The sequence below is a fragment of the Bacillus sp. FJAT-52991 genome, assembly GCF_037201805.1.
Classification (GTDB): Bacteria; Bacillota; Bacilli; order Bacillales; family Domibacillaceae; genus Bacillus_CE; species Bacillus_CE kandeliae.
On sequence record NZ_CP147404.1, the window covers coordinates 969,899 to 989,790 of the forward strand.

Genomic DNA, 19,892 nt, shown 5'->3' on the forward strand with positions numbered 1-19,892 from the left:
TCTTAGATGACAAACGAGCAAGCGGTAAATCAGTTACCTTCAAGAAGTGAGGTGCCAGAGGAATTAACATGGAAGCTAGAGGATATTTTTTCGAACGATGAGACTTGGGAGAAAGAATATGAAGAAGTGAAACAGCTTTCCAATAAGGCCCAGAGTTTTCAAGGAATACTTAATGAGAGTGCAGAGCAGCTTTATCAATTTTTCACCTATCAAGATCAATTGTTAGAACGTATGGGCAAGCTATATACGTATTCACATATGCGTTATGATCAAGATACAACGAACGCACAATATCAAGGAATGGACGATCGAGCGAAAAATTTATACACACAAATTGCCAATGCTTTATCTTTTGCAACACCTGAATTGTTAGCGATCGATGAGGAAAAGTTGAAAACGTTTGTAAATAGTGATGAACGACTGCAAGTGTATAAGCAGGCAATTGCGGAAATTAATTTGCAGCGACCGCATGTGTTATCTGCGGCAGAAGAAAGCTTGCTTGCTCAAGCATCAGAAGTGACTTCGGCATCAAGCAATACATTTGGTATGTTAAATAATGCTGATCTTGAGTTTCCGACTATTAAGGACGAACATGGAGAAGAGGTGCAAATTACGCACGGACGCTTTATTCAATTTTTAGAGTCCGATGATCGTCGTGTTCGTGAAGAAGCTTTTAAAGCAGTATATAAAACGTATGGGGAATTTAGAAATACGTTTGCTAGTACGTTGAGTAGCCAAGTGAAAAAAGATAATTTTTATGCGCGTGTCCGCCATTATAACAGTGCGAGAGAGTCAGCTCTTTCTAACAATCATATTCCAGAAACGGTATATGATAATTTAGTATCGACAATTAATAAAAATCTACATTTGCTTCATCGTTACATTAAGCTGCGCAAAAAAGTGCTAGGTGTCGATGAGCTGCATATGTATGACCTTTATACTCCACTTGTGAAAGATGTGAAAATGAAAGTCAGCTATGATGAGGCAAAAGAATATATGGTGAAAGGTTTAGCGCCATTAGGGGACGAATATATCAGCGTATTGACACAAGGATTAGACAATCGCTGGGTGGATGTCGTTGAAAACAAAGGGAAACGCAGCGGGGCGTATTCATCTGGTGCATACGGCACACATCCATATATTTTAATGAACTGGCAAGATAATGTGAACAATTTATTTACGCTTGCTCATGAGTTTGGGCACAGCATGCATAGCTACTATACACGTGCGTCTCAACCTTATGTGTACGGCAACTATTCTATCTTTGTGGCAGAAGTGGCTTCTACTTGTAACGAAGCACTACTTAATGATTATATGTTAAAAAATCTTGACGATGAGAAGAAGCGTTTATATATTCTAAATCATTATTTAGAAGGTTTCCGCGGCACCGTCTTCCGTCAAACGATGTTTGCTGAGTTTGAGCATTTGATCCATGAGAAAGCGCAAAATGGAGAAGCTTTAACAGCAGACGCATTAACAGCGGCTTATTATGAACTAAACAAAAAGTACTTTGGTGAGGACATGGTCATCGATGAAGAAATTGGTCTAGAGTGGGCACGAATTCCTCATTTCTACTACAATTACTATGTGTATCAATATGCGACAGGTTTTAGTGCAGCAACAGCTCTAAGCGCTCAAATTTTAGAAGAAGGCCAGCCAGCTGTAGATCGGTATATTAACGAATTCTTAAAAGCAGGCAGCTCAGACTTCCCGATTGAAGTACTGAAAAAAGCGGGAGTAGACATGAACACAGCAACTCCAATCGAAGAAGCTTGCAAAGTCTTCGAACAAAAACTCGAAGAAATGGAAAAACTGTTAAATTAAAAGCGGAAGGCGCTTGTCCATCGGCGACAAGCAAAAGCGAAAGCTCCCGTTAAACGATAAAAAGTCTCTGTTATTTAGAGACTTTTTTTGTTTTTTCTGTTCAAAAAATAGACAGGAAAAAACAGGACGATAAACAATAGCGGTGCTGTTAAATATAAAGGATATAATCTCATTAAGCCTAGTAAATTAAATAGAAAGGCGATCGCGATCAAGCTGACATAGAGCCAAAAGGCTATCCATTTCATCGTTCCTCCCCCTCAAATTGTTCCAGTTTATGTTAGTTTACGCTTACTATTCCATTGTTATGACAAATATGTGAAAGGTTATACAAAGTGTTGTCAATCGGTATGTAAGGTGATAATATATAAAACGTGAAGTTGATCACAAGCAAACATATACCCCTTTGTTTGACCGTGAAAAAATTTCTCCCATCCCCTTTGTTCGTTAGAAAAGACCTTGTAGCTTATACAAGGTCTTTTCTTATTACCCAGCTCCAAACAAATAGCTCCTCGAGATCATAAGCTAAGCTTACACTCTCGAGGAGCTTGCATTTTTGAGTTTTATTCTCCTGTATATTCCCAAAAAGATCCATACTTTGCGGTGATTTTACGGACTTTTCGCTGCAATTGGAGTTTTTTCATTGTCATTTCTACTTCTTTTATCGATAAATTATATACTTCACTAATTTCTTTCGTAGCCACCAGGCGGAAGCATTGTAAAAACTCCTGTAAAGAAGGCGGAGTTAACGGCTCAGGAAGTTCCGCAAGCATTTCCTGAAGAATTTGAACATAAATCTCATAGGAGTAAAGGCCGGAAATTTTAATTCCTTCTTCCTCAATATTTTCATTGAAGAAAACGAGAGTTGGTACTTCCTCTACATCCATTTCCGCTGAGATTTTCATATCGCATTGAAAAGCTTTTGCTGCACTAGAGGAATGAATGTCGTTTAAAAACTCTGCTTTATCAAGACCCGATTGATTAGCGCAATCTGTTAAGATAGCAAGATCAGAAATATTTTGATTTTCTAAAAAAAGTACCTCCTGCAATTTTCGTAAAAAACGGCTCCCGCATCGCCGGCCTTGCAACTCGGCGGCTTTAATAGCGATAGATGCGATGAAAGGGGAGGAAATCGGGTTATCCATCCACAGATTACCGTCACAAGACATTCCCGTTCTAGTAGCAGTCGCTTGCCATTGTTTCGCTAGGCTATTGCATTTATGCTTTTGAAGGTTTAAGGTCGACAATCTTCCAGTTAACACTTTCTTTAAACTGAAATAATGACCATATTCAATTTGTAGCTTTCGAATAATCGGCTCTAATGCCCAACACTCGGGGCATAGAGGATCAACAAACATATAAATCTCCAATGGTTTTTGCTGAGTTGAACAAATTCGGTTAAGTAATACAGACGGCTTCAATCTTCTTCACCTAGTTCTTCGGGCTGATTAATCATATGATGAGCGGTTAACTCAAGCCGATGATAAAAGAATTCGCGAAATTCCCCATCTATTCCCGTTTCATCCATTGCTTCTGACATACATTGAAGCCATGCATTGGCGCGTTTAGGAGTGATCGGAAAAGGCATGTGACGAGCGCGAAGCATAGGATGCCCATGCTCATCTGTGTATAAAGATGGTCCGCCTAAATATTGAGTTAAAAACTGTTTTTGCTTACGGGCAGTCTCAGTTAGATCATCAGGGAAAATTGGAAATAAGTCAGGATGTTTGCTTACTTTTGAGTAAAACAGATCGACAAGCTCCGAAAGTTTCTCTTCTCCGATAAATTCGTATGGTGCTATTGATTTTTCGGCCATACCAATAACTCCTTTTTTCCTTGTAGTAGTAAACTTATTTTAACAAGGGGGATGGTATAACACAAACAAAGTGCTTGCTCAAAAATATTTCATTGACCCAAAAGTGCTAAGCAACCTTTGCCGTTCTTGTATAGGATTCATCATGATGGAGAATCCTATGCGAGAACGACTTGAGAAGCTTAGCACTTATGAGTAATAATAATCGGTTACTTTCTTTACGTAGTTTTGTGTTTCCTTAAACGGAGGAATTCCTCCATATTTTTTTACATTACCAGGTCCAGCATTGTAGGCAGCTAGTGCAAGTTCAACGTTTCCATTAAACTTATCTAACATTTGACGTAAATATTTTGCTCCGCCAAAGATGTTTTGTTCAGGATCGAGTGGGTTCGTCACACCAAGGCTGCGAGCGGTAGCTGGCATTAATTGCATCAATCCTTTTGCTCCTGCGTGACTCACTACATTTGGATTGAAGTTAGATTCTTGCTTAATGACAGCCTGAATCAGTTTTTTGGGGATATTATATTTTTCTGCTGCTCTTGTGATAATGTCATCGTAATCCGTTTTCACCGGTTTTCCACCAGGCTTGATCACATCAGCACCAGGCTTTGTAGGTAGCAACTCTGGCAATGTACCTCCCGTAGTTGGAGGTGATGGAGGAGTGCCATTTTCAAGTTTTAGCCCTTGCATTAATGCTTGTTGCAGCACTGCACCGAATATTTGTGACGGATTCGGTGCTGAAAGGGTTCTGGGAAACATTGACACGCCTTGCATTAGGCTTGTTTGAATAATTGTTTTAAAAAGATCGTTACTCATTTTTCTCTCCTATAATTCCTCTTTTAATTGGTGTAATTTTTCTAAATAGAATCTCTTAACTTTATTATCGGTTATCCGCCTAGGAATTTGAAATTTTTTTAGTAAATGGTTGAATATTTCTTGTCCAGTTTTTTCTTCTTGTACTTCATATTCCAATTCATAATCCTCTTTTCCTAAATAGAAACTGTTGTCAAATGTGAGAAGGCCTTCTTGGTAGGGGATTTCTGCTCTTTTCGTTGATAAAGTGCCGAAATGCTGTAGTGAATCAATCTCCAATAGGGTTAATTGAAGTACCTCTTTAACGATTCCTTCTGGAAATTTTCCCTTCAACAATAGTACTTCAGCTTCTTCCTTCAGCAGTGATTGATTCGTTTCTAGCAGCCCGATTTCTGCCGGCTGTTTAAGAGTAAGTTCAAATGTTGCTTCCTTTTCTCTAATACGAAGTGCACAGCCTTGCTGTTTTAAATGAAAGGATGCGGTATCTAAATAGTGGTTATGTTGCAAAGCAAAATCTTCTTCTTTTATGTGAAAGGCTTGAATTAAATGAAGGAACTCCTCTTTTTCCAATAAGTTTTTAAATTCAATCTCCAATTGTTGACTCATATTTGCTTCCTCTTTTCATATAGTTTATTCGTTACTTCTTATTCTAAAGGTCAAGTGTCTATATTTGAAAGGAAAAGATGTGTTAAAATATATAATGGGTTTTTTTCGATGAAATGTATAAAACGAAAAAAACAGCAAGAATTAAAGGGGGAATTAGGATGAGAAAGACCATTCATTTTACGAAAGCTATATGGAATGAGAAAGAGTTAGCGTTACTTTCAGAGCATCCAGTCTCATTGTCCGCAGTGAAAGCAAGCGGACAAATGATTGTTGATTCAGATCAAAAAGCATTTGTTTATTTAGCAGAAGAAAATGATGAATTTATTTATTTATACATACATGAAAGTGTTTGGGGAGAGTTGCAGAAGGCGATTGAAAAAGAAGCTAGCTTGCTTGCAGTTGGCGAGGATGCTCGACTTCAATTAAGTCATTGGAGTGAAGAACTCTCCTATTTAATCAGTAATATTGAAGGCAATAGTAACTATGGGGAAGAGATGGTTGAGTCTGTAGAGAAGATCTTTTTGCACCAATAACAATGCAACTATGTCTGAGAGGGAAGATAGATGATACGTTGGGATGAGTTTTTATCACCTTATAAACAAGCAGTAGAAGAGTTGAAAATCAAGCTTAAGGGGATGCGGACCCAATTTGAACTTGAGGATGAGCATTCTCCGATTGAATTTGTCACCGGTCGTGTCAAGCCGATTGCAAGTATTCTTGAAAAAGCATATGAAAAGGGCATTCCATTCGAGCGATTGGAAACAGAAATCCAAGATATTGCTGGCGTGCGGATGATGTGCCAATTTGTGGATGATATAAAAAAAGTTGTGCATAAACTACGAATGCGTAAAGATTTTACTATAATAGAAGAGAAAGATTATATCTCTCATAAAAAGCCGAGCGGTTACCGGTCTTATCATTTAGTCATTGAATATCCCGTTCAAACAATTAATGGTGAAAAGAAAATTTTAGCTGAAATTCAAATTCGTACGTTAGCAATGAATTTTTGGGCGACAATTGAACATTCTTTAAATTATAAATATGATGGGCAATTCCCTGAAGAAATTAAAATGAGATTGCAGCGAGCGGCTGAGGCGGCTTTCAGGCTCGATGAGGAAATGTCGCTTATTCGTGAAGAAATAAAGGAAGCTCAAGCTTTTTTTACAAAGAAAAAAGAGCAAACGAATGATCGTAGGAAGAAAGAATAAAAGGAAAAAGGGTGGCTGACATGAAATTCGCAATTACGTCTAAAGGCGATGCTAAATCCAATGCTCTAATGCATAAAATTCGCACTTATTTGCTTGATTTTAAGTTAACGTATGATGAAAAACAGCCGGATATTGTCATTTCTGTTGGTGGGGATGGAACGTTATTGTATGCCTTTCATCGCTATAGTTCTAGGCTCGATAAAACAGCATTTGTTGGTGTTCATACCGGTCATTTAGGTTTTTATGCGGACTGGGTGCCTGATGAAATTGAAAAGCTCGTCATTGCCATTGCCCGTACACCTTATCAAATTATTGAATATCCTCTGTTAGAAACGATTATTCGTTATCAGCATGGTGGGAAAGAAACGCGATATTTGGCTTTAAATGAATCCACGGTGAAAAGTGTAGAAGGTACGCTCGTAATGGATGTGGAAATTCGCGGAGATCATTTTGAGCGATTTCGAGGTGATGGTCTATGCGTGTCGACTCCTTCGGGAAGCACAGCGTACAATAAAGCGCTTGGTGGAGCGATTCTACATCCATCGATTCGCGCGTTACAATTGGCAGAGATGGCATCCATTAATAACCGGGTGTTTCGTACAGTAGGCTCTCCACTCATTTTGCCCGCTCACCATACTTGCATGCTAAAACCTGTGAATCGGCCAGATTTCCTCGTGACAATTGATCATTTAACGTTGCTTCATAAAGATGTAAAGTCGATTCAATATCGGGTCGCCAATGAAAAAATACGCTTTGCTCGTTTTCGCCCATTCCCATTTTGGAAGCGAGTCCATGATTCCTTTGTTAGCAACTAATGGATAAGCGATTTCGTTTAATATGGACTGCTGAAGCAAGTGATCGCGGAAAAATGTTGCGAGAATTTTTAGTTGGCCAAAAAATTTCTAAGCGAGCACTGACCGATATTAAATATAATGGTGGTCAAATTTTAGTTAATGATCAAGAGGAAAATGTACGTTATAACGTGGAAGTAGGAGACCGAATTGAGCTGATCTTTCCCCGAGAAATACGGAGCGACGGAATGAAAGGGGAAAGGCTGCCGTTGTCGATTGTATTTGAAGATGCCTATGTGCTCGTTGTTGCTAAACCTGCTGGCATGAATACTATTCCGTCAAGAGAGCATCCGGCAGGAAGTTTGGCAAATGCTTTGATCAGCTATTATGAACAACAAGGAATTGAGGCAACTGTTCATATTGTGACACGGCTCGATCGCGATACGTCAGGCCTTGTTTTAATAGCGAAGCATCGACATATTCATCATTTATTTTCAGAGATGCAAAAACAACGACTCGTTTCCCGCTCGTATGTTGCCCTTGCTTCTGGTTTGTTCTCTAGTACAGTTGGCGTGATTGAACAGCCAATTGGTCGAAAAGAGACGAGTATTATTGAACGAGAAGTAAGAGAAGATGGACAATATGCTTGCACTCGATACGAATTGATTCATCAATATAAGACGTTTGCTCAGGTTCGATTGAAGTTAGAGACGGGTCGTACCCATCAAATACGTGTGCATCTTTCACATATTGGACATCCGCTCTTAGGCGACGATCTGTATGGAGGCCCAATGGAGAACATCACTCGCCAAGCTCTTCATTGCAGTGACTTAGCGTTTCGTCATCCCGTCACTGAGGAAGAAATGAATTTTCACTTGCTGCTTGCTACTGATTTGCAGCGGTTACTGGAATAGGCGAAGGTCAAAGAAAGCGAAGAAATGGCCGGAAAGTCGAAGAAAGCGTCGCAAAGGTCAAAGAAGCGCCGAAAAAGCCGAAGAAACCTTCACAAAGGTCGAACAAATTCACAACAAAGCCCGCCAATCACAGACTAGGCGGGCTGTTTTTTACGAGAAGTTTCGGAATTTTTCTGGAACGAAAGGCATGGATGATGGGACAGAGATTATCTCTTTTTCAGGATAACGGAAAGCGGATAGTTTTCCACCAAAGACAGCACCTGTGTCAATGTTAGCTGTATGATGAATCAGCCGAGCTTCTTTTGTTGGTGTATGACCATAAATAATCCAGGGCCTCCCTTTATATTGCTTGGCCCAATCTCGGCGCACAGGAGAGCCATCGGGATGTTTTTCGCCTGTAATATCACCATATAGGACGAATGTTTTCACTTTGGAAGTGAATTCGCCGATGTCTTGTTCACGGATGCCGGCGTGTGCGATAATCAATAGACCTTCATCTAATATTTGATAAAGTGGCGATTGTTCATAAAGGTTGATGAATTTCTTTTTCACGCGTTTAAAGTCGCGATTGTCTAGCTGCTCAAGCTCAGCAACTGTCGTTTCTAGTCCATGGGTGACTTGAACATTGTTTCCGCAAAACCATCGATACAACTTATTGCAATGGTTGCCAGGCGCATAGTAAGCTAATTGTTTCTCCCATAAGTCATGAACCACGTTAATGACTTGGAGAGAGGAAGGGCCGCGGTCCGTTAAATCGCCAACAAAACCAAGTAGTCGTCCTTGAGGATGAATAGGGAGTCCATTATCCCATGAATAGCCAAGCTTAGTCGTCAACTGTTTAAATTCTTGAAAGCAACCGTGGATGTCTCCGATGATATCAATATTCATAAGTATGACACTCCTTTAATAATTAGTTTTTCCTAGTTAATACTTAATATAAGATTAATCTTTTTTAAAAGACAACTTCAAATGATTTTGATAGTATAGTTAATACATCGCAATCAATGAATGGGAAAGGAGATAATTTATGGAAGAAAATACTTCTTTATTTTCATTATTAATCGTTGTTGTAGCTGCTTTTTTCACACCAATATTATTACACCGATTGAAGTTAAACTTCATTCCGGTCGTCATTGCAGAAATTATTGTAGGTCTTATTATAGGAAAAAGTGGCTTTGATATAGTAGAACCAGATGCTTGGTTGGAAACTTTATCAACCCTCGGGTTAATTTTCCTTATGTTTTTAAGTGGTCTTGAAATTGATTTTTCTGCATTTTCTACAGATAAAAAGCCAAAGAAAAAACAATCGAAAGCAAATGAGGAGCCGAATGCATTTGCAGCAGCAACCATTATATTTCTTGGGATACTCATCTTATCATACGGACTATCCTATTTGTTTGTTTTATTAGGTCTAATAGAAGATGCATTTTTGATGACGTTAATCATTTCGACAATTTCACTAGGTGTTGTTGTTCCAACGCTAAAAGAAGCCCATTTAATGAAGACGGTCATCGGACAAATTATTTTACTTGTTGCCGTTATTGCCGATCTTGTGACAATGATCTTGCTAGCTGTTTATGTATCCGTTAATGGTACGGAAGGTGGGAACACGTGGCTACTTCTTGTTCTTTTTGGGGTAGGTGTCCTCCTTTATTTCATTGCGAAAAGGTTTAAAAATAATCCTTTTTTCGAAGCGTTATCGACTGGTACCGTGCAAATTGGTACTCGAGCAGTGTTTACATTAATGATTGTGCTTGTAGCCCTCTCTGAATATGTAGGCGCTGAAGATATTCTCGGTGCATTTTTAGCGGGTGTGCTAGTTTCATTATTAGCACCGAAAAACGAACTAGTTCGTCAGCTTGACTCGTTCGGGTATGGATTTTTAATTCCGATTTTCTTTGTTATGGTTGGAGTAGAGCTTGAACTATGGTCACTTTTAAGTGATAAAAAGACGCTATTGCTCATTCCGTTATTAATGTTAGCGCTTTTCATCTCCAAGGCATTGCCAATTTTATATTTAAAAAAATGGTATGACATGAAAACGATTATGGCGTCAGCGTTTTTATTAACATCGACATTGTCCCTTGTGATTGCAGCAGCCAAAATTGCTGAAGAGTTAGGAGTGATTACAGCACAAATGACCGGTACACTGATTTTAGTAGCGGTGCTCACTTGCTTAATTACGCCTGCTATCTTTAAAAAATTATTTCCACCTCATCTGAGAGAGGAAAAACAACTCAAAGTGGCTTTTGTCGGGGCTAACCAATATACAATGCCGATCTCAAAAGAATTAAAGTCTTCTTTATATGACACAGTTGTTTACCGCAAAAAGCCGGAAGTACAAGAAGGACATTTAAGTAAATCTGTTTTTGATATTATTGAACTAGATGAATTGTCAGTAGACTTATTAGCCGAGCAAAGAGTGTTTGATGCTGATATCCTTGTCATTACAACTGGAGATGAAGCACATAATGCGCATCTTGCTCTCGAAGCGAAGGAGCGAGGCGTTGAACGTGTCATCGCTCATGTGGAAAGGAAAGAACAGGAAAAGCGTATGATAGCTGAAGGGATTGAAACCTTCTCCTACTTCCTTTCTTCAAAAGCATTGCTAAAAGCGCTCATTGAATCGCCAAGTATTATTAGCATTTTAACGAATAAAGAAACGTCTCTATATGAAATTGAATTGCATAATGCTGATTATGAGGGCATTTCACTGAGAAAATTTCCATTCACAGGAGACGTTATCTTTGTGCGGATCTTCCGTGGCAACGACTCCATCGTTCCTCATGGAGATACCGAATTACAATTAAATGATCGTCTAATCATCACTGGCTCAAAAGAATACGTAGACGAACTAAAACGCGAACTAGAATTTGATTAAACGAAAAGCGGAAGGCGCTCGTTCAGCGCGATAGCGGATTTAGGATCTCGACTGAGGGTTCACGGTTTTGGAACCCGACTGAGAGAGCAAAAATCAGCGTACGCGCTAGCGCCTGCAGCTGGACAAAAACGAAAAGCGGAAGCGGCCGTTTAGACTCGGCAGACATAAGGCGAACCGCCGAAGTGGCGTTCTTTGCCACACAGGCGGGATGACTTATGTCCGAGAGTCTGGCCGCTGCAGCTGGACAAAAACGAAAAGCGGAAGGTCCCGTTTAGCGACGACTAGCAAATGAGCTCTTAAAGTAGCAAATATTATGGACTTTAAGGGCTCTTTTTGCATTCATTGCTTTTCATTTTCATTAATTCCTGTTAATATTATTACTAGGTACTAATAACTTGTAATAACAGGGGGAACGAAGATGACACTTTCATTAGCTGGAAAAACATTTGTTGTCATGGGTGTAGCCAATAAAAGAAGTATTGCTTGGGGAATTGCGCGTTCTTTACACGCGGCAGGTGCTCGCCTCATTTTTACATATGCAGGCGAACGCCTTGAGAAAAATGTCCGTGAGTTAGCGGAAACATTAGAAGGAAATGAATCTATTATTTTACCATGCGATGTCACTGTTGATGCAGATATCGAAAAATGCTTTGCACAAATTAAAGAAGAAGTGGGCACGATTCATGGATTGGCTCACTGTATCGCTTTTGCGAATAAAGAAGATCTAGATGGCGAATTTGTTGACACTTCACGTGAAGGGTTCCTCCTTGCTCATAATATTAGCTCTTACTCACTAACGGCTGTGGCAAAATATGCAAAGCCTTTAATGACAGAAGGAGGAAGCATTGTCACAATGACTTACTTAGGTGGCGAGCGAGTGGTGAAAAACTACAACGTCATGGGTGTAGCGAAAGCTTCTTTAGATGCGAGTGTTCGTTACTTGGCAGCTGACCTTGGCAAAGATGGCATTCGTGTCAATTCCATCTCTGCTGGTCCGATTCGTACGCTAGCTGCAAAAGGGATTAGCGACTTCAACTCGATTTTAAAAGAAATCGAAGAAACAGCTCCTCTGCGCCGTACAACTACACAAGAAGAAGTTGGAGATACTGCTGTGTTCCTATTCAGCGATATGTCTCGTGGAATTACAGGTGAAAACCTTCACGTCGACTCTGGTTTTCATATCATTGCAAGATAAGATCATGGATAAAAACCCGCTCATTGAAGCGGGTTTTTTGCACCTGTCGCTTCGCTTTCGATGCAGAAAAGGGACCGTCTCAACTACTTATGAGACGGTCCCTTTTGCCATGTTTGAATTCGTTCAAAAAAGATCATCTCATCAGACTTATGAATGAACATCATCGATTTTTATTCTTATCTAAGAGTAGCGGACATATATTTTAAGAAGAGCCTTGTAGGAGGTGTTTAAATGAAAAAGAAACAAGAGAAGCGTGAGCCGCTTATGTATATTCAACAGCCTTCTTTACATTCCCCCGAAGCTAGTATGCAGCAATCTTTTCATACGAAAAATGTTGAAATTAAAGACGAGGAGCAGAAAAAGAAAAGGAGGAAAGAGCATCGTTTCGTTGAAAAGTGGGATATCGAAGAGGAGGTTAATGAGAAAGTAAAAGAGGGGATAAAGCAGGAACAGTCAATAGAAAAGTCGCTTGAAGAAAAAACGAAACCGTCTTGGTTAGGAATTAAACCAGTAAAATCCTTTCAAAAAATGACCATGGATGAAAAGTTAGGTCACTTATCTACACAATTTATTCCTTTTCCGTGTGAGTTTATTTGCAAGGATCAGTCTTATAGAGGGATCTTAAAAGAGTGGACCAATAAAAAAATTAAGATAAAAAGCTTTAAAGAGGAAATCGTGATGATAGATCGAGCTGACTTAAAACACATTAGGATTATTGGACCAAGTTAAAGACAGGCAACGGATAATAGTCCGCTACCTGATTTGAATTAATCACAAATGTTTAAATTTACATCTTTAATACATTGCACAGCGCAGAAGCAGTTTAAATCAACTGTTATACAGCTACGAGTAGCACGGAAATTTTGTACTTTACACACTTTTTTCAAGTCAATGCAGCAGTCATCAGTAATGTCAACTGGATCTCTCTCCTCATCCAGTGGCACTAATACACGAAGGCGAGCACAGCAATTATCGAATACGTCTTCTACACGAAAGAAGATCGAGACGCACACTTCATCGCAATGGTGATGAGGTGATTCATCAATTGGTCCAAAGAAAGCAAAGAATGGATTTCCTTCTGTCGTTGTTAATGTGAATACACGAGTGTCAGCGTGACGGCGACGAGCACCTGCTAGGTCACCAAGCGGTTCTGTGAAACAATCCTTACACTCTAAACAATCGTCATTCATGTTCTCATTTTGAATATCGTTAATGGCACGAACTACTTCACACACACAACCTACTCGAGAAGAACCACCAACATTATTTTTACAGCCCATATAAAAGCTCCTTTCCTATTTTTCTTACAGTATTAACATATGGATGAATTGAGGTAGAGGTACGGACAAATAACCTAGAAAATAATATTTTTTTAAAGGTGAAGCATGAATATGAATGTATTGGAAATGTTTATTCTTATTTTCGCTACTTTTCGACTGACGAGAGTGATCGTATTTGATGAGATTGCAGAAAAAGTTAGGCGGCCATTTTTTAGGGAAGTGGTGGAGGTTACAAAAAATGGTGAAAAAGAAATATTTTTAGTACCGAAAGAGAAAGGAGTTCTTGGTTTTTTTGGCCGCATGCTCAGTTGTTATTGGTGTACAGGGTTTTGGGTAGCTGTTTTTTGTTATGTAGCCTACTTTTTAATTCCAGTTATTGCTGAACCGTTATTGTTGATTTTTGCAATCGCTGGTGGAGCAGCATTGATCGAAACGGTGGTTCAATATTTACTAAGGGATAACGAATAATAAAAACAAGCAGATGACCATTTGATCATCTGCTTGTTTTTATTAGCTTCCGCTATACTTTAAATTTTGAAATCATCGCATGTAATTCGTCCGATAGACGAGAAAGGGAAGAGGCGGCTTGAGTGATTTCTTCCACTGACGTAAATTGTTCTTCCGTTGCAGAGGCGATGTCCTCTGTATTGTTCGATGTCTCTTTTGAGCGCTCCCCAACTTCTTCAATTGATTGTTGGACAAGTTCAAAGCTAGAAGAAATTTGTTGAGTGGTAGCGGCCGCTTCTTGAATTTTGGCTGTTACTTCATCGATTGAATGAAGGATTGCGGTAATTCCAGTCACTGTTTGTTTAGACAGTTCGATTCCGGATGAGACATTTTCCTTCACGAATCGAAGGCTGTTGACAGTATCAGCGGATTCATTTTGGATCGCTGTTACCAGCTGATGAATATGACTAGCTGATTGACTCGTTTCATCTGCTAATTTCCTCACTTCTTCTGCTACGACAGCAAACCCTTTGCCATGCTCTCCCGCTCTTGCTGCTTCGATGGCGGCATTGAGTGCTAACAAGTTTGTTTGTGCAGAAATATCGGTAATCAGCGAAGAAATTTGACTAATTTCTGTTGCGCTTGTCACTAAAGAGTAAAGCCCTTTATCTGCCAATTCCACCGATTGATCGATCGATTGCATTTGTACTAATACTTCATTGACTGAACTTGCTTCTATATTGGCTTGCTCCTTCATAGTGGTAGAAAGTGAGGCCACGTGATGAGTATTTGAAGCAACATAGGTCATATGACGAAGTGAATCACTCAGTGAAACTAAACTGTTTTCCATCGCTGCATGTTGATCAGTATTATTGCTTGCAATTAATTGCATGGAATGACTGATTTGTTCAGCCGTATCTTTGGAGTGTTCAGCACTCGCCATTAACTCTTGAGAGGAGGCAGACACCTGATTGGATGAATGGTTAATTTGTAAAACGAAATCTCTTAAAGATTCGACAAACATATTAAAGGAAATAGCTAATTGTCCAAATTCATCCTCTCGAGTCACTTCCATTTTTTTCGTTAAATCCGCCTCGCCGCGAGCAATTTCATCAAGCTGATGGTTTACTCGTTTTAAAGGTGTAAGAATCGCTTGGATCAGTAAGCCACCAAAGATCAAGCTAGCAATGATCGCAAGAATGGTAACGATCAGCAACGTTGTTTTACTCCAACTAGCTTTCTTTTCGATCGACTCTTTTAAGTGAGTGACATCTTGATCTAATTGATTGACCAGATCATCGACAGCAGGATCTAATACTTCTTTTCTTAATTGGCGTTCTTCGTTGAAGTGTAAAGCTTTCGCTGTTTCTGGCGTAGAAGCATAGCTTGCCATGACTTGCTGATTCATCGTCCAAAATTGCTGAAAGCTTGTTTCTAATAATTGTCTTTCTTTTGGGTAATAATTTTGATTCAATTGTTCGATTGTTTGCTGAATGTTTTCCGCTTTCTCTTTTACTCCGTCTGCAAACTCTTGCTCACCCGTAATAATATAAGCACGTTCATCGTTAGATAAACCAGCTAACCGAAATTGAATATGTTTTACGTCCTTTTGCATTTCCATTTTGTCTTTTAACACGCTGTTGTCATGGATGGTCGAACTGATGATATAAACAGAAAATGACCCAAGACAGACGATGGTTATAATAAAAATGGAAATAACAGATATTAACTTTGTTTTAATCGTCATATTATTTCCCCTTTTGACATCGTGATAATGTCGGAATTTTCTCCAACAATTAGTATCGGGATTTTCGACAATTTTTTTAGAGTAGAAGGAGAATTTTATAAATAAAAATGAAAGAACAAGCAAAATATAAAAGATAAATGGCGGATCGAATGGAGGAATCAGCATGAAATGGGGCGTTTTTTTCATGAGTGCTATCTTGTTAATGGGCTGTAATGCAAATGAGGATCAACAGGACAGTAAATTGGCTCTCATTAAAACAACAAATCCGACGCCTATACAGCTAGAGAAAAAAGGGCCAGAAGTAGAAAAAATAAAAAAGGAAGTCGAGCGAATAGACGACATATATGATGTGGCTGTTATCAAAGATGACCATCATATTCTTATCGCCTATAAAGTAAAGCACCTACAACGATTTCGAATGAAGAAAATTGAGGCGGAATTAAATAAGCGCTTAGAAAAAGAGTACAAGGATGAGGAGTTTATTGTTTCAAGCGATTATAAAATTTTTCTTGAAGTAGTTAGATTAAGGGAAAAAATAGATTCAGGAACGATCAGTGAAAAAGAAGCCCAGAAACGATTTAACGAAATTCTCGAATTAAAGAAAGAGATGGCGTAGAGGGAGGATATCATGGCAAACAATAATGAAAAAAAGACCCCCACCCAACAACAATATGAAAAACTAAGCAAAAAGCATGAATTGAAAAGACCGCTTATGAAAAATTGTTTGAGGGCTTTCTTTGTAGGTGGGATCATCTGTATAATCGGCCAAGCTATTTCATACTTTTATATTTACTTCTTTAATTTCACCGAACAAACAGTTGGTAATCCGACGGTGGCAACCGTTGTTTTCTTATCGATGTTGCTCACTGGGTTTGGCATATATGACCATCTGGGACAGTATGCTGGAGCGGGAAGTGCCGTCCCAGTATCTGGCTTTGGTAATGCAGTGATTTCTGCAGCGATTGAACATCGAACAGAAGGGTTTGTGCTCGGAGTTGGAGGAAATATATTTAAGTTAGCAGGGTCCGTCATTGTGTTTGGTGTGTTTGCAGCTTTTGTGGTCGCTCTCATTAAATCAATTTTGATCCAGTGGGGAGGTCTGTGACATGCTAAGCATGTTTTTTTGGGCATTTGTCATTGGCGGTCTCATTTGCGTAATTGGTCAGCTGTTAATGGATGTAGGGAAGCTGACCCCTGGTCACACACTTAGTTTATTAGTCGTTGTAGGAGCCGTACTGGCAGGGTTTGATTTATACGAACCGCTAGTCGATTTCGCTGGAGCAGGAGCGACCATTCCGATTACAAGCTTTGGGAATTCCCTTGTAGCAGGAGCGATGCAGGAAGCTCAGAAACATGGAATAGTTGGTGTACTCACAGGCATGTTCGAAGTGACCAGCGCCGGGATCTCAGCAGCCATCGTTTTTGGCTTTATAGGGGCTTTATTGTTTAAACCGAAAGGATAGGAATTGTAAATATTCGCCCAAACAAAATTAAACTTTTCTCATATAGTAACAGTGAGTTAAGAAAAAGTGAGGTGAATATTATGGGTTACGGCTTTGGAGGCTTCGGAGGCTACGGTTGTGGTTACGGCGGTTACGGATGTCACGGATCATCTACATTTGTGTTAATCGTTGTGTTGTTTATTTTATTGATCATTGTTGGTGCGAGTTTCTATTAAAAAAAGAAAAAACAGACTTAAAACACTCTTTCGTTTAAGTCTGTTTTTTTGTTTGCTTTCAACATTTTGTCTCTTATGCATAAGATGAAAGGGAGAAAAAGGAGGATGAAAACATGGATAATGGATTATTTAAAAACATTGAGAAAAAGACGGGTGTAAGCATGAGAGATGTCATAGATCTTGCTAATTCTTTGCAACATGCTAATTTTAAGGATGAAAAGACGGTAAGAGGTGTCATCCAAAACGTATCAAGGTTAGCTAATAAATCTGTTCCGAAAGAGTTAGAAAACCAAATTGTACAGACCATCATTAAAGATGGCAGCAAACTAGATATCCAAACGATTACCGATATGATCAATAAAAAAAGATAACAACATCTCATTTGTTCAAGCTCGGGATTCCGGGCTTGAATTTGTTTTAGATGGGGAAGAAGCGGGTAAAGATAAGTAAGAAATAGAAATGAACGAAGGAGGCGAGAAAAATGGGCTACATTTTACCCATTCCCAATCATCAATATCAACAATATCGTGAGCGAGTAGTAAAGGCGCATGAAGTAGGCTATTCATTTATTGACCCAGTTCAAAAAGTTGCCTTTCAAAAAGTGTTAGACGAGCGTTCTCATTTGTCCGATGCTCACTCTAGTCCAAATGCAGCAAAAAGAAAGCCATATGACCCATTCCAAGCACAACTAGCGAAAATTAGCGGCAAAGGCATGCAGCTGAACAAACTTGCTTAAGTAGGAAGGAGTTTTATCTTGATGACGAAAGAACATTTATAAAAAGGCTTATTCTCATCGACTAGAGAATAAGCCTTTTTCGCGTTAAAATATTTTTTTCATCGTTTTATGTGGGATACCTGCATCCATATATTCTTCGGATATGATTTCATATCCTAGCTTTTCATAGAAAGGAATGGCTTGTGTTTGGGCACTTAATATGACCCCAGGAAGATGTTGCTCTTTCGCAACATCTTCGAGCGCGTTCATAATGAGCTGTCCCGCTCCTTTTCCGCGAACGGTAGCTAACACACAAATTCTTTCAGCTTTGCCCAGTCCATCTTTCGTGCGAAAACGCCCGGCTCCACACGGTTGTCCCTCATTATATAAAACAAAGTGGGTAGATGAATCTTCATATTCATCAATTTCCAACTCGAGAGGAACATTTTGTTCTTCTACAAAGACTAGTTTGCGAATATCAAAAGCGTCATTTCGCTCTTGTTGAGTCGTAGCTGTTATTACCTTCACTAGCATCTTATTCCTTCCCTAATAAAAATGTTTCATGCACTGTCCAAGCACCATTCTCTAACTGATAAAGCAAGTGGAAACGATCCACTTTTTCTTCTTGATCAAACGAAAGCATATTTAAGGAATTATAAACATCGGCATGCTCCGCGTCGGCAAGCTTTTGAGCAACCGTTAGATGGGGAACATAAGCATATTCAGCTGATCCACCAACTACATTTTCGCCATGAAGCTCTTCATTGATCATCGTCAATGTTTCATTTGGTTCTACTTTAATATAAATGACATTATTTAATGGTTGGAACGATTTTACTTTACTAAGATGATAAGTGAATGATTGGTACTTTTTCGCTACATCTTTTAAATGGTCAACTAGCTTTGGTAGGTCACTTTCTTCCGCATCGAATGGACCTTTTAAAGTCAGATGTGGCGGAATTAGAGAGTAATGAGGATCATATCGCTTACGATAAGAATTAACTAAATCTTGTGTCTTTTTTGATGGGAAAACAACTACGCCAAATTTCATATAATTTCACTCTCCTCAAAAGTAAAAAAATTGAATTACCTTATTTGAATATTATATCAAATTTTTCATAATTGCGATAGAAAAGTGAATTTTCTATCGCAATTAGTTATTATTATTCGAACATTTTTAACAGTGCTCTCTTTAAATCAGGCTGCCAATACTTCCATGTGTGAATGCCATCAAATTCGTCATAAAACGAATCAAAGCCTTTTTCATCTAAAAGGGCATGAAGCTTACGGTTTGGTGTCAGAAAGTCGGCAATCTCACCATTCGTCATCTTGACTTCTGTTTCTCCCGTACCGATGACATGATAAAGACTTAAATGCTTATAGTCTTCCGCTGTCTGAACAGCATGAAGCACGTTGTCATCGACATAAGGGGAATGCATAATGACTTTGCCAAATGTATGCGGGTAGCGTAATGCGGTCATTAAGGAAACCGTTGCTGCTAGTGAGTCACCAGCTAGAGCTCGCCCATAACCAACGTGGTAAACTGGATATTTCTCATCAAGAAATGGAACAAGTTCATGAGCTAAAAAACGAATATATGCTTCCTGTTGTTCACCATCAGGATGATATTTTCTACGTCGGTCCTCAACATTGGCATAAGGAACGCCAACAATAATTAGGTTTTCAATTTCTTCTTCCGTAAGCAACTCATCAGCCACTCGTGGAATACGTCCCATTTGGAAATAATCCTTTCCGTCTTGAGCAATTAACAATGAATACTTATATAACGGCGAGAAGTTCGCCGGAAGATATACGAGCAGTTCGATTTCCTCTCCCAGCTCTTTTGAATAAATTTTTTCATCTTGAATCGTACCACGTTTGATCGTCATCATTCTTCCTCCCAATGCTTCTATGATGTTCACTCAATTTTAGCATAAAACGGATGAAAGTGAATTTTACATGACTTGTTCACTGGTTTTCATT

General features: G+C 39.1%; 26 protein-coding genes. 15 read left to right on the forward strand and 11 right to left on the reverse strand.

What is annotated here, in order from left to right:
- Window positions 1–6 precede the first annotated feature (6 nt).
- On the forward strand, window positions 7–1,824 hold the full coding sequence (pepF, locus tag WDJ61_RS05060; protein WP_338753573.1) for an oligoendopeptidase F: 1,818 nt from the start codon (window positions 7–9) through the stop codon (window positions 1,822–1,824).
- Window positions 1,825–1,898: 74 nt separating this feature from the next.
- Here pepF and WDJ61_RS05065 read toward each other — a convergent pair whose 3' ends face one another.
- The 5 genes from WDJ61_RS05065 to WDJ61_RS05085 all read right to left on the reverse strand — a co-directional run bounded on the left by WDJ61_RS05065 (window position 1,899) and on the right by WDJ61_RS05085 (window position 5,053).
- Entirely contained in the window at window positions 1,899–2,069 is a 171-nt protein-coding gene (locus WDJ61_RS05065) for a hypothetical protein (RefSeq protein WP_338753574.1), read from the reverse strand.
- A 315-nt stretch (window positions 2,070–2,384) separates the two neighbouring features.
- Window positions 2,385–3,242 (reverse strand): ClpXP adapter SpxH family protein, encoded by an 858-nt coding sequence (locus tag WDJ61_RS05070; RefSeq protein WP_338753575.1) that lies wholly within the window; start codon window positions 3,240–3,242, stop codon window positions 2,385–2,387.
- On the reverse strand, window positions 3,239–3,637 hold the full coding sequence (locus tag WDJ61_RS05075) for a globin (protein WP_338753576.1): 399 nt from the start codon (window positions 3,635–3,637) through the stop codon (window positions 3,239–3,241). Before WDJ61_RS05075 ends, WDJ61_RS05070 begins: the two co-directional genes overlap by 4 nt.
- A 186-nt stretch (window positions 3,638–3,823) precedes the next feature.
- Window positions 3,824–4,450: a lytic transglycosylase domain-containing protein gene (locus WDJ61_RS05080; RefSeq protein WP_338753577.1), complete on the reverse strand. Its 627-nt coding sequence runs from the start codon at window positions 4,448–4,450 to the stop codon at window positions 3,824–3,826.
- Window positions 4,451–4,459: 9 nt separating this feature from the next.
- Window positions 4,460–5,053: a CYTH domain-containing protein gene (locus WDJ61_RS05085; protein ID WP_338753578.1), complete on the reverse strand. Its 594-nt coding sequence runs from the start codon at window positions 5,051–5,053 to the stop codon at window positions 4,460–4,462.
- Window positions 5,054–5,211: 158 nt separating this feature from the next.
- On the opposite strand from WDJ61_RS05085, the gene WDJ61_RS05090 reads away from it, so the two are divergent.
- Genes WDJ61_RS05090 through WDJ61_RS05105 form a run of 4 tightly spaced genes read left to right on the forward strand, consistent with a single transcriptional unit; the run spans window position 5,212 to window position 7,966 of the window.
- The gene (locus WDJ61_RS05090; protein WP_338753579.1) at window positions 5,212–5,586 is read left to right on the forward strand and encodes a hypothetical protein; all 375 of its coding nucleotides are present in this window, start codon (window positions 5,212–5,214) and stop codon (window positions 5,584–5,586) included.
- Between the two features lie 30 nt (window positions 5,587–5,616).
- Window positions 5,617–6,261 carry a GTP pyrophosphokinase family protein gene (locus WDJ61_RS05095; RefSeq protein WP_338753580.1) on the forward strand — a complete coding sequence of 215 codons (645 nt, stop codon included), beginning with the start codon at window positions 5,617–5,619 and terminating at the stop codon, window positions 6,259–6,261.
- A gap of 20 nt (window positions 6,262–6,281) precedes the next feature.
- Window positions 6,282–7,076: an NAD kinase gene (locus tag WDJ61_RS05100; protein WP_338753581.1), complete on the forward strand. Its 795-nt coding sequence runs from the start codon at window positions 6,282–6,284 to the stop codon at window positions 7,074–7,076.
- A complete protein-coding gene (locus WDJ61_RS05105) occupies window positions 7,076–7,966 on the forward strand; it encodes an RluA family pseudouridine synthase (protein ID WP_338753582.1) in 891 nt (296 codons plus the stop codon). Before WDJ61_RS05100 ends, WDJ61_RS05105 begins: the two co-directional genes overlap by 1 nt.
- A 150-nt stretch (window positions 7,967–8,116) precedes the next feature.
- On the opposite strand, the gene prpE is transcribed toward WDJ61_RS05105, so the two are convergent.
- Complete coding sequence (gene prpE, locus WDJ61_RS05110; RefSeq protein ID WP_338753583.1) at window positions 8,117–8,854, reverse strand: bis(5'-nucleosyl)-tetraphosphatase PrpE; 738 nt, start codon at window positions 8,852–8,854, stop codon at window positions 8,117–8,119.
- Window positions 8,855–8,993: 139 nt separating this feature from the next.
- On the opposite strand from prpE, the gene WDJ61_RS05115 reads away from it, so the two are divergent.
- From WDJ61_RS05115 to WDJ61_RS05125, 3 genes are all read left to right on the forward strand, one after another.
- Window positions 8,994–10,847: a monovalent cation:proton antiporter family protein gene (locus tag WDJ61_RS05115; RefSeq protein WP_338753584.1), complete on the forward strand. Its 1,854-nt coding sequence runs from the start codon at window positions 8,994–8,996 to the stop codon at window positions 10,845–10,847.
- Between the two features lie 418 nt (window positions 10,848–11,265).
- Window positions 11,266–12,042, forward strand: a complete 777-nt coding sequence (gene fabI / locus WDJ61_RS05120; RefSeq protein WP_338753586.1) for an enoyl-ACP reductase FabI — start codon at window positions 11,266–11,268, stop codon at window positions 12,040–12,042.
- Between the two features lie 231 nt (window positions 12,043–12,273).
- Complete coding sequence (locus WDJ61_RS05125) at window positions 12,274–12,771, forward strand: CotO family spore coat protein (RefSeq protein WP_338753588.1); 498 nt, start codon at window positions 12,274–12,276, stop codon at window positions 12,769–12,771.
- Between the two features lie 38 nt (window positions 12,772–12,809).
- On the opposite strand, the gene WDJ61_RS05130 is transcribed toward WDJ61_RS05125, so the two are convergent.
- Complete coding sequence (locus WDJ61_RS05130; protein WP_338753589.1) at window positions 12,810–13,322, reverse strand: CotY/CotZ family spore coat protein; 513 nt, start codon at window positions 13,320–13,322, stop codon at window positions 12,810–12,812.
- Between the two features lie 111 nt (window positions 13,323–13,433).
- Here WDJ61_RS05130 and WDJ61_RS05135 point away from each other — a divergent pair, with 111 nt between their 5' ends.
- Window positions 13,434–13,790, forward strand: coding sequence for a DUF1360 domain-containing protein (locus tag WDJ61_RS05135; RefSeq protein WP_338753591.1), 357 nt, complete (start codon window positions 13,434–13,436; stop codon window positions 13,788–13,790).
- A 52-nt stretch (window positions 13,791–13,842) separates the two neighbouring features.
- Here WDJ61_RS05135 and WDJ61_RS05140 read toward each other — a convergent pair whose 3' ends face one another.
- Window positions 13,843–15,516 (reverse strand): methyl-accepting chemotaxis protein, encoded by a 1,674-nt coding sequence (locus WDJ61_RS05140; protein ID WP_338753593.1) that lies wholly within the window; start codon window positions 15,514–15,516, stop codon window positions 13,843–13,845.
- A gap of 163 nt (window positions 15,517–15,679) precedes the next feature.
- Here WDJ61_RS05140 and WDJ61_RS05145 point away from each other — a divergent pair, with 163 nt between their 5' ends.
- The 6 genes from WDJ61_RS05145 to WDJ61_RS05170 all read left to right on the forward strand — a co-directional run bounded on the left by WDJ61_RS05145 (window position 15,680) and on the right by WDJ61_RS05170 (window position 17,930).
- Window positions 15,680–16,132: a YhcN/YlaJ family sporulation lipoprotein gene (locus WDJ61_RS05145; RefSeq protein WP_338753595.1), complete on the forward strand. Its 453-nt coding sequence runs from the start codon at window positions 15,680–15,682 to the stop codon at window positions 16,130–16,132.
- Between the two features lie 12 nt (window positions 16,133–16,144).
- Window positions 16,145–16,621, forward strand: a complete 477-nt coding sequence (spoVAC, locus tag WDJ61_RS05150) for a stage V sporulation protein AC (RefSeq protein WP_338753596.1) — start codon at window positions 16,145–16,147, stop codon at window positions 16,619–16,621.
- Between the two features lies 1 nt (window position 16,622).
- A complete protein-coding gene (gene spoVAE, locus WDJ61_RS05155; protein ID WP_338753598.1) occupies window positions 16,623–16,979 on the forward strand; it encodes a stage V sporulation protein AE in 357 nt (118 codons plus the stop codon).
- Window positions 16,980–17,059: 80 nt separating this feature from the next.
- Complete coding sequence (locus WDJ61_RS05160; RefSeq protein ID WP_338753599.1) at window positions 17,060–17,194, forward strand: YjcZ family sporulation protein; 135 nt, start codon at window positions 17,060–17,062, stop codon at window positions 17,192–17,194.
- A gap of 113 nt (window positions 17,195–17,307) precedes the next feature.
- On the forward strand, window positions 17,308–17,565 hold the full coding sequence (locus WDJ61_RS05165; protein WP_338753600.1) for a stage VI sporulation protein F: 258 nt from the start codon (window positions 17,308–17,310) through the stop codon (window positions 17,563–17,565).
- Window positions 17,566–17,675: 110 nt separating this feature from the next.
- Entirely contained in the window at window positions 17,676–17,930 is a 255-nt protein-coding gene (locus WDJ61_RS05170; RefSeq protein ID WP_338753602.1) for a hypothetical protein, read from the forward strand.
- Between the two features lie 84 nt (window positions 17,931–18,014).
- On the opposite strand, the gene WDJ61_RS05175 is transcribed toward WDJ61_RS05170, so the two are convergent.
- The 3 genes from WDJ61_RS05175 to WDJ61_RS05185 form a co-directional block, all read right to left on the reverse strand.
- Window positions 18,015–18,443, reverse strand: coding sequence for a GNAT family N-acetyltransferase (locus WDJ61_RS05175; RefSeq protein WP_338753603.1), 429 nt, complete (start codon window positions 18,441–18,443; stop codon window positions 18,015–18,017).
- A gap of 1 nt (window position 18,444) precedes the next feature.
- Entirely contained in the window at window positions 18,445–18,960 is a 516-nt protein-coding gene (locus tag WDJ61_RS05180; protein ID WP_338753604.1) for a 2'-5' RNA ligase family protein, read from the reverse strand.
- A 112-nt stretch (window positions 18,961–19,072) separates the two neighbouring features.
- Window positions 19,073–19,798: an esterase family protein gene (locus WDJ61_RS05185; RefSeq protein WP_338753605.1), complete on the reverse strand. Its 726-nt coding sequence runs from the start codon at window positions 19,796–19,798 to the stop codon at window positions 19,073–19,075.
- Window positions 19,799–19,892 lie beyond the last annotated feature (94 nt).

Coding starts and splice junctions, on each gene's coding strand:
- pepF (WP_338753573.1), top strand. CDS start 7: ATGACAAACGAGCAAGCGGTAAATCAGTTACCTTCAAGAAGTGAGGTG.
- WDJ61_RS05065 (WP_338753574.1), bottom strand. CDS start 2,069: ATGAAATGGATAGCCTTTTGGCTCTATGTCAGCTTGATCGCGATCGCC.
- WDJ61_RS05075 (WP_338753576.1), bottom strand. CDS start 3,637: ATGGCCGAAAAATCAATAGCACCATACGAATTTATCGGAGAAGAGAAA.
- WDJ61_RS05080 (WP_338753577.1), bottom strand. CDS start 4,450: ATGAGTAACGATCTTTTTAAAACAATTATTCAAACAAGCCTAATGCAA.
- WDJ61_RS05085 (WP_338753578.1), bottom strand. CDS start 5,053: ATGAGTCAACAATTGGAGATTGAATTTAAAAACTTATTGGAAAAAGAG.
- WDJ61_RS05090 (WP_338753579.1), top strand. CDS start 5,212: ATGAGAAAGACCATTCATTTTACGAAAGCTATATGGAATGAGAAAGAG.
- WDJ61_RS05095 (WP_338753580.1), top strand. CDS start 5,617: ATGATACGTTGGGATGAGTTTTTATCACCTTATAAACAAGCAGTAGAA.
- WDJ61_RS05100 (WP_338753581.1), top strand. CDS start 6,282: ATGAAATTCGCAATTACGTCTAAAGGCGATGCTAAATCCAATGCTCTA.
- WDJ61_RS05105 (WP_338753582.1), top strand. CDS start 7,076: ATGGATAAGCGATTTCGTTTAATATGGACTGCTGAAGCAAGTGATCGC.
- prpE (WP_338753583.1), bottom strand. CDS start 8,854: ATGAATATTGATATCATCGGAGACATCCACGGTTGCTTTCAAGAATTT.
- WDJ61_RS05115 (WP_338753584.1), top strand. CDS start 8,994: ATGGAAGAAAATACTTCTTTATTTTCATTATTAATCGTTGTTGTAGCT.
- fabI (WP_338753586.1), top strand. CDS start 11,266: ATGACACTTTCATTAGCTGGAAAAACATTTGTTGTCATGGGTGTAGCC.
- WDJ61_RS05125 (WP_338753588.1), top strand. CDS start 12,274: ATGAAAAAGAAACAAGAGAAGCGTGAGCCGCTTATGTATATTCAACAG.
- WDJ61_RS05130 (WP_338753589.1), bottom strand. CDS start 13,322: ATGGGCTGTAAAAATAATGTTGGTGGTTCTTCTCGAGTAGGTTGTGTG.
- WDJ61_RS05135 (WP_338753591.1), top strand. CDS start 13,434: ATGAATGTATTGGAAATGTTTATTCTTATTTTCGCTACTTTTCGACTG.
- WDJ61_RS05140 (WP_338753593.1), bottom strand. CDS start 15,516: ATGACGATTAAAACAAAGTTAATATCTGTTATTTCCATTTTTATTATA.
- WDJ61_RS05145 (WP_338753595.1), top strand. CDS start 15,680: ATGAAATGGGGCGTTTTTTTCATGAGTGCTATCTTGTTAATGGGCTGT.
- spoVAC (WP_338753596.1), top strand. CDS start 16,145: ATGGCAAACAATAATGAAAAAAAGACCCCCACCCAACAACAATATGAA.
- spoVAE (WP_338753598.1), top strand. CDS start 16,623: ATGCTAAGCATGTTTTTTTGGGCATTTGTCATTGGCGGTCTCATTTGC.
- WDJ61_RS05160 (WP_338753599.1), top strand. CDS start 17,060: ATGGGTTACGGCTTTGGAGGCTTCGGAGGCTACGGTTGTGGTTACGGC.
- WDJ61_RS05165 (WP_338753600.1), top strand. CDS start 17,308: ATGGATAATGGATTATTTAAAAACATTGAGAAAAAGACGGGTGTAAGC.
- WDJ61_RS05170 (WP_338753602.1), top strand. CDS start 17,676: ATGGGCTACATTTTACCCATTCCCAATCATCAATATCAACAATATCGT.
- WDJ61_RS05175 (WP_338753603.1), bottom strand. CDS start 18,443: ATGCTAGTGAAGGTAATAACAGCTACGACTCAACAAGAGCGAAATGAC.
- WDJ61_RS05180 (WP_338753604.1), bottom strand. CDS start 18,960: ATGAAATTTGGCGTAGTTGTTTTCCCATCAAAAAAGACACAAGATTTA.
- WDJ61_RS05185 (WP_338753605.1), bottom strand. CDS start 19,798: ATGACGATCAAACGTGGTACGATTCAAGATGAAAAAATTTATTCAAAA.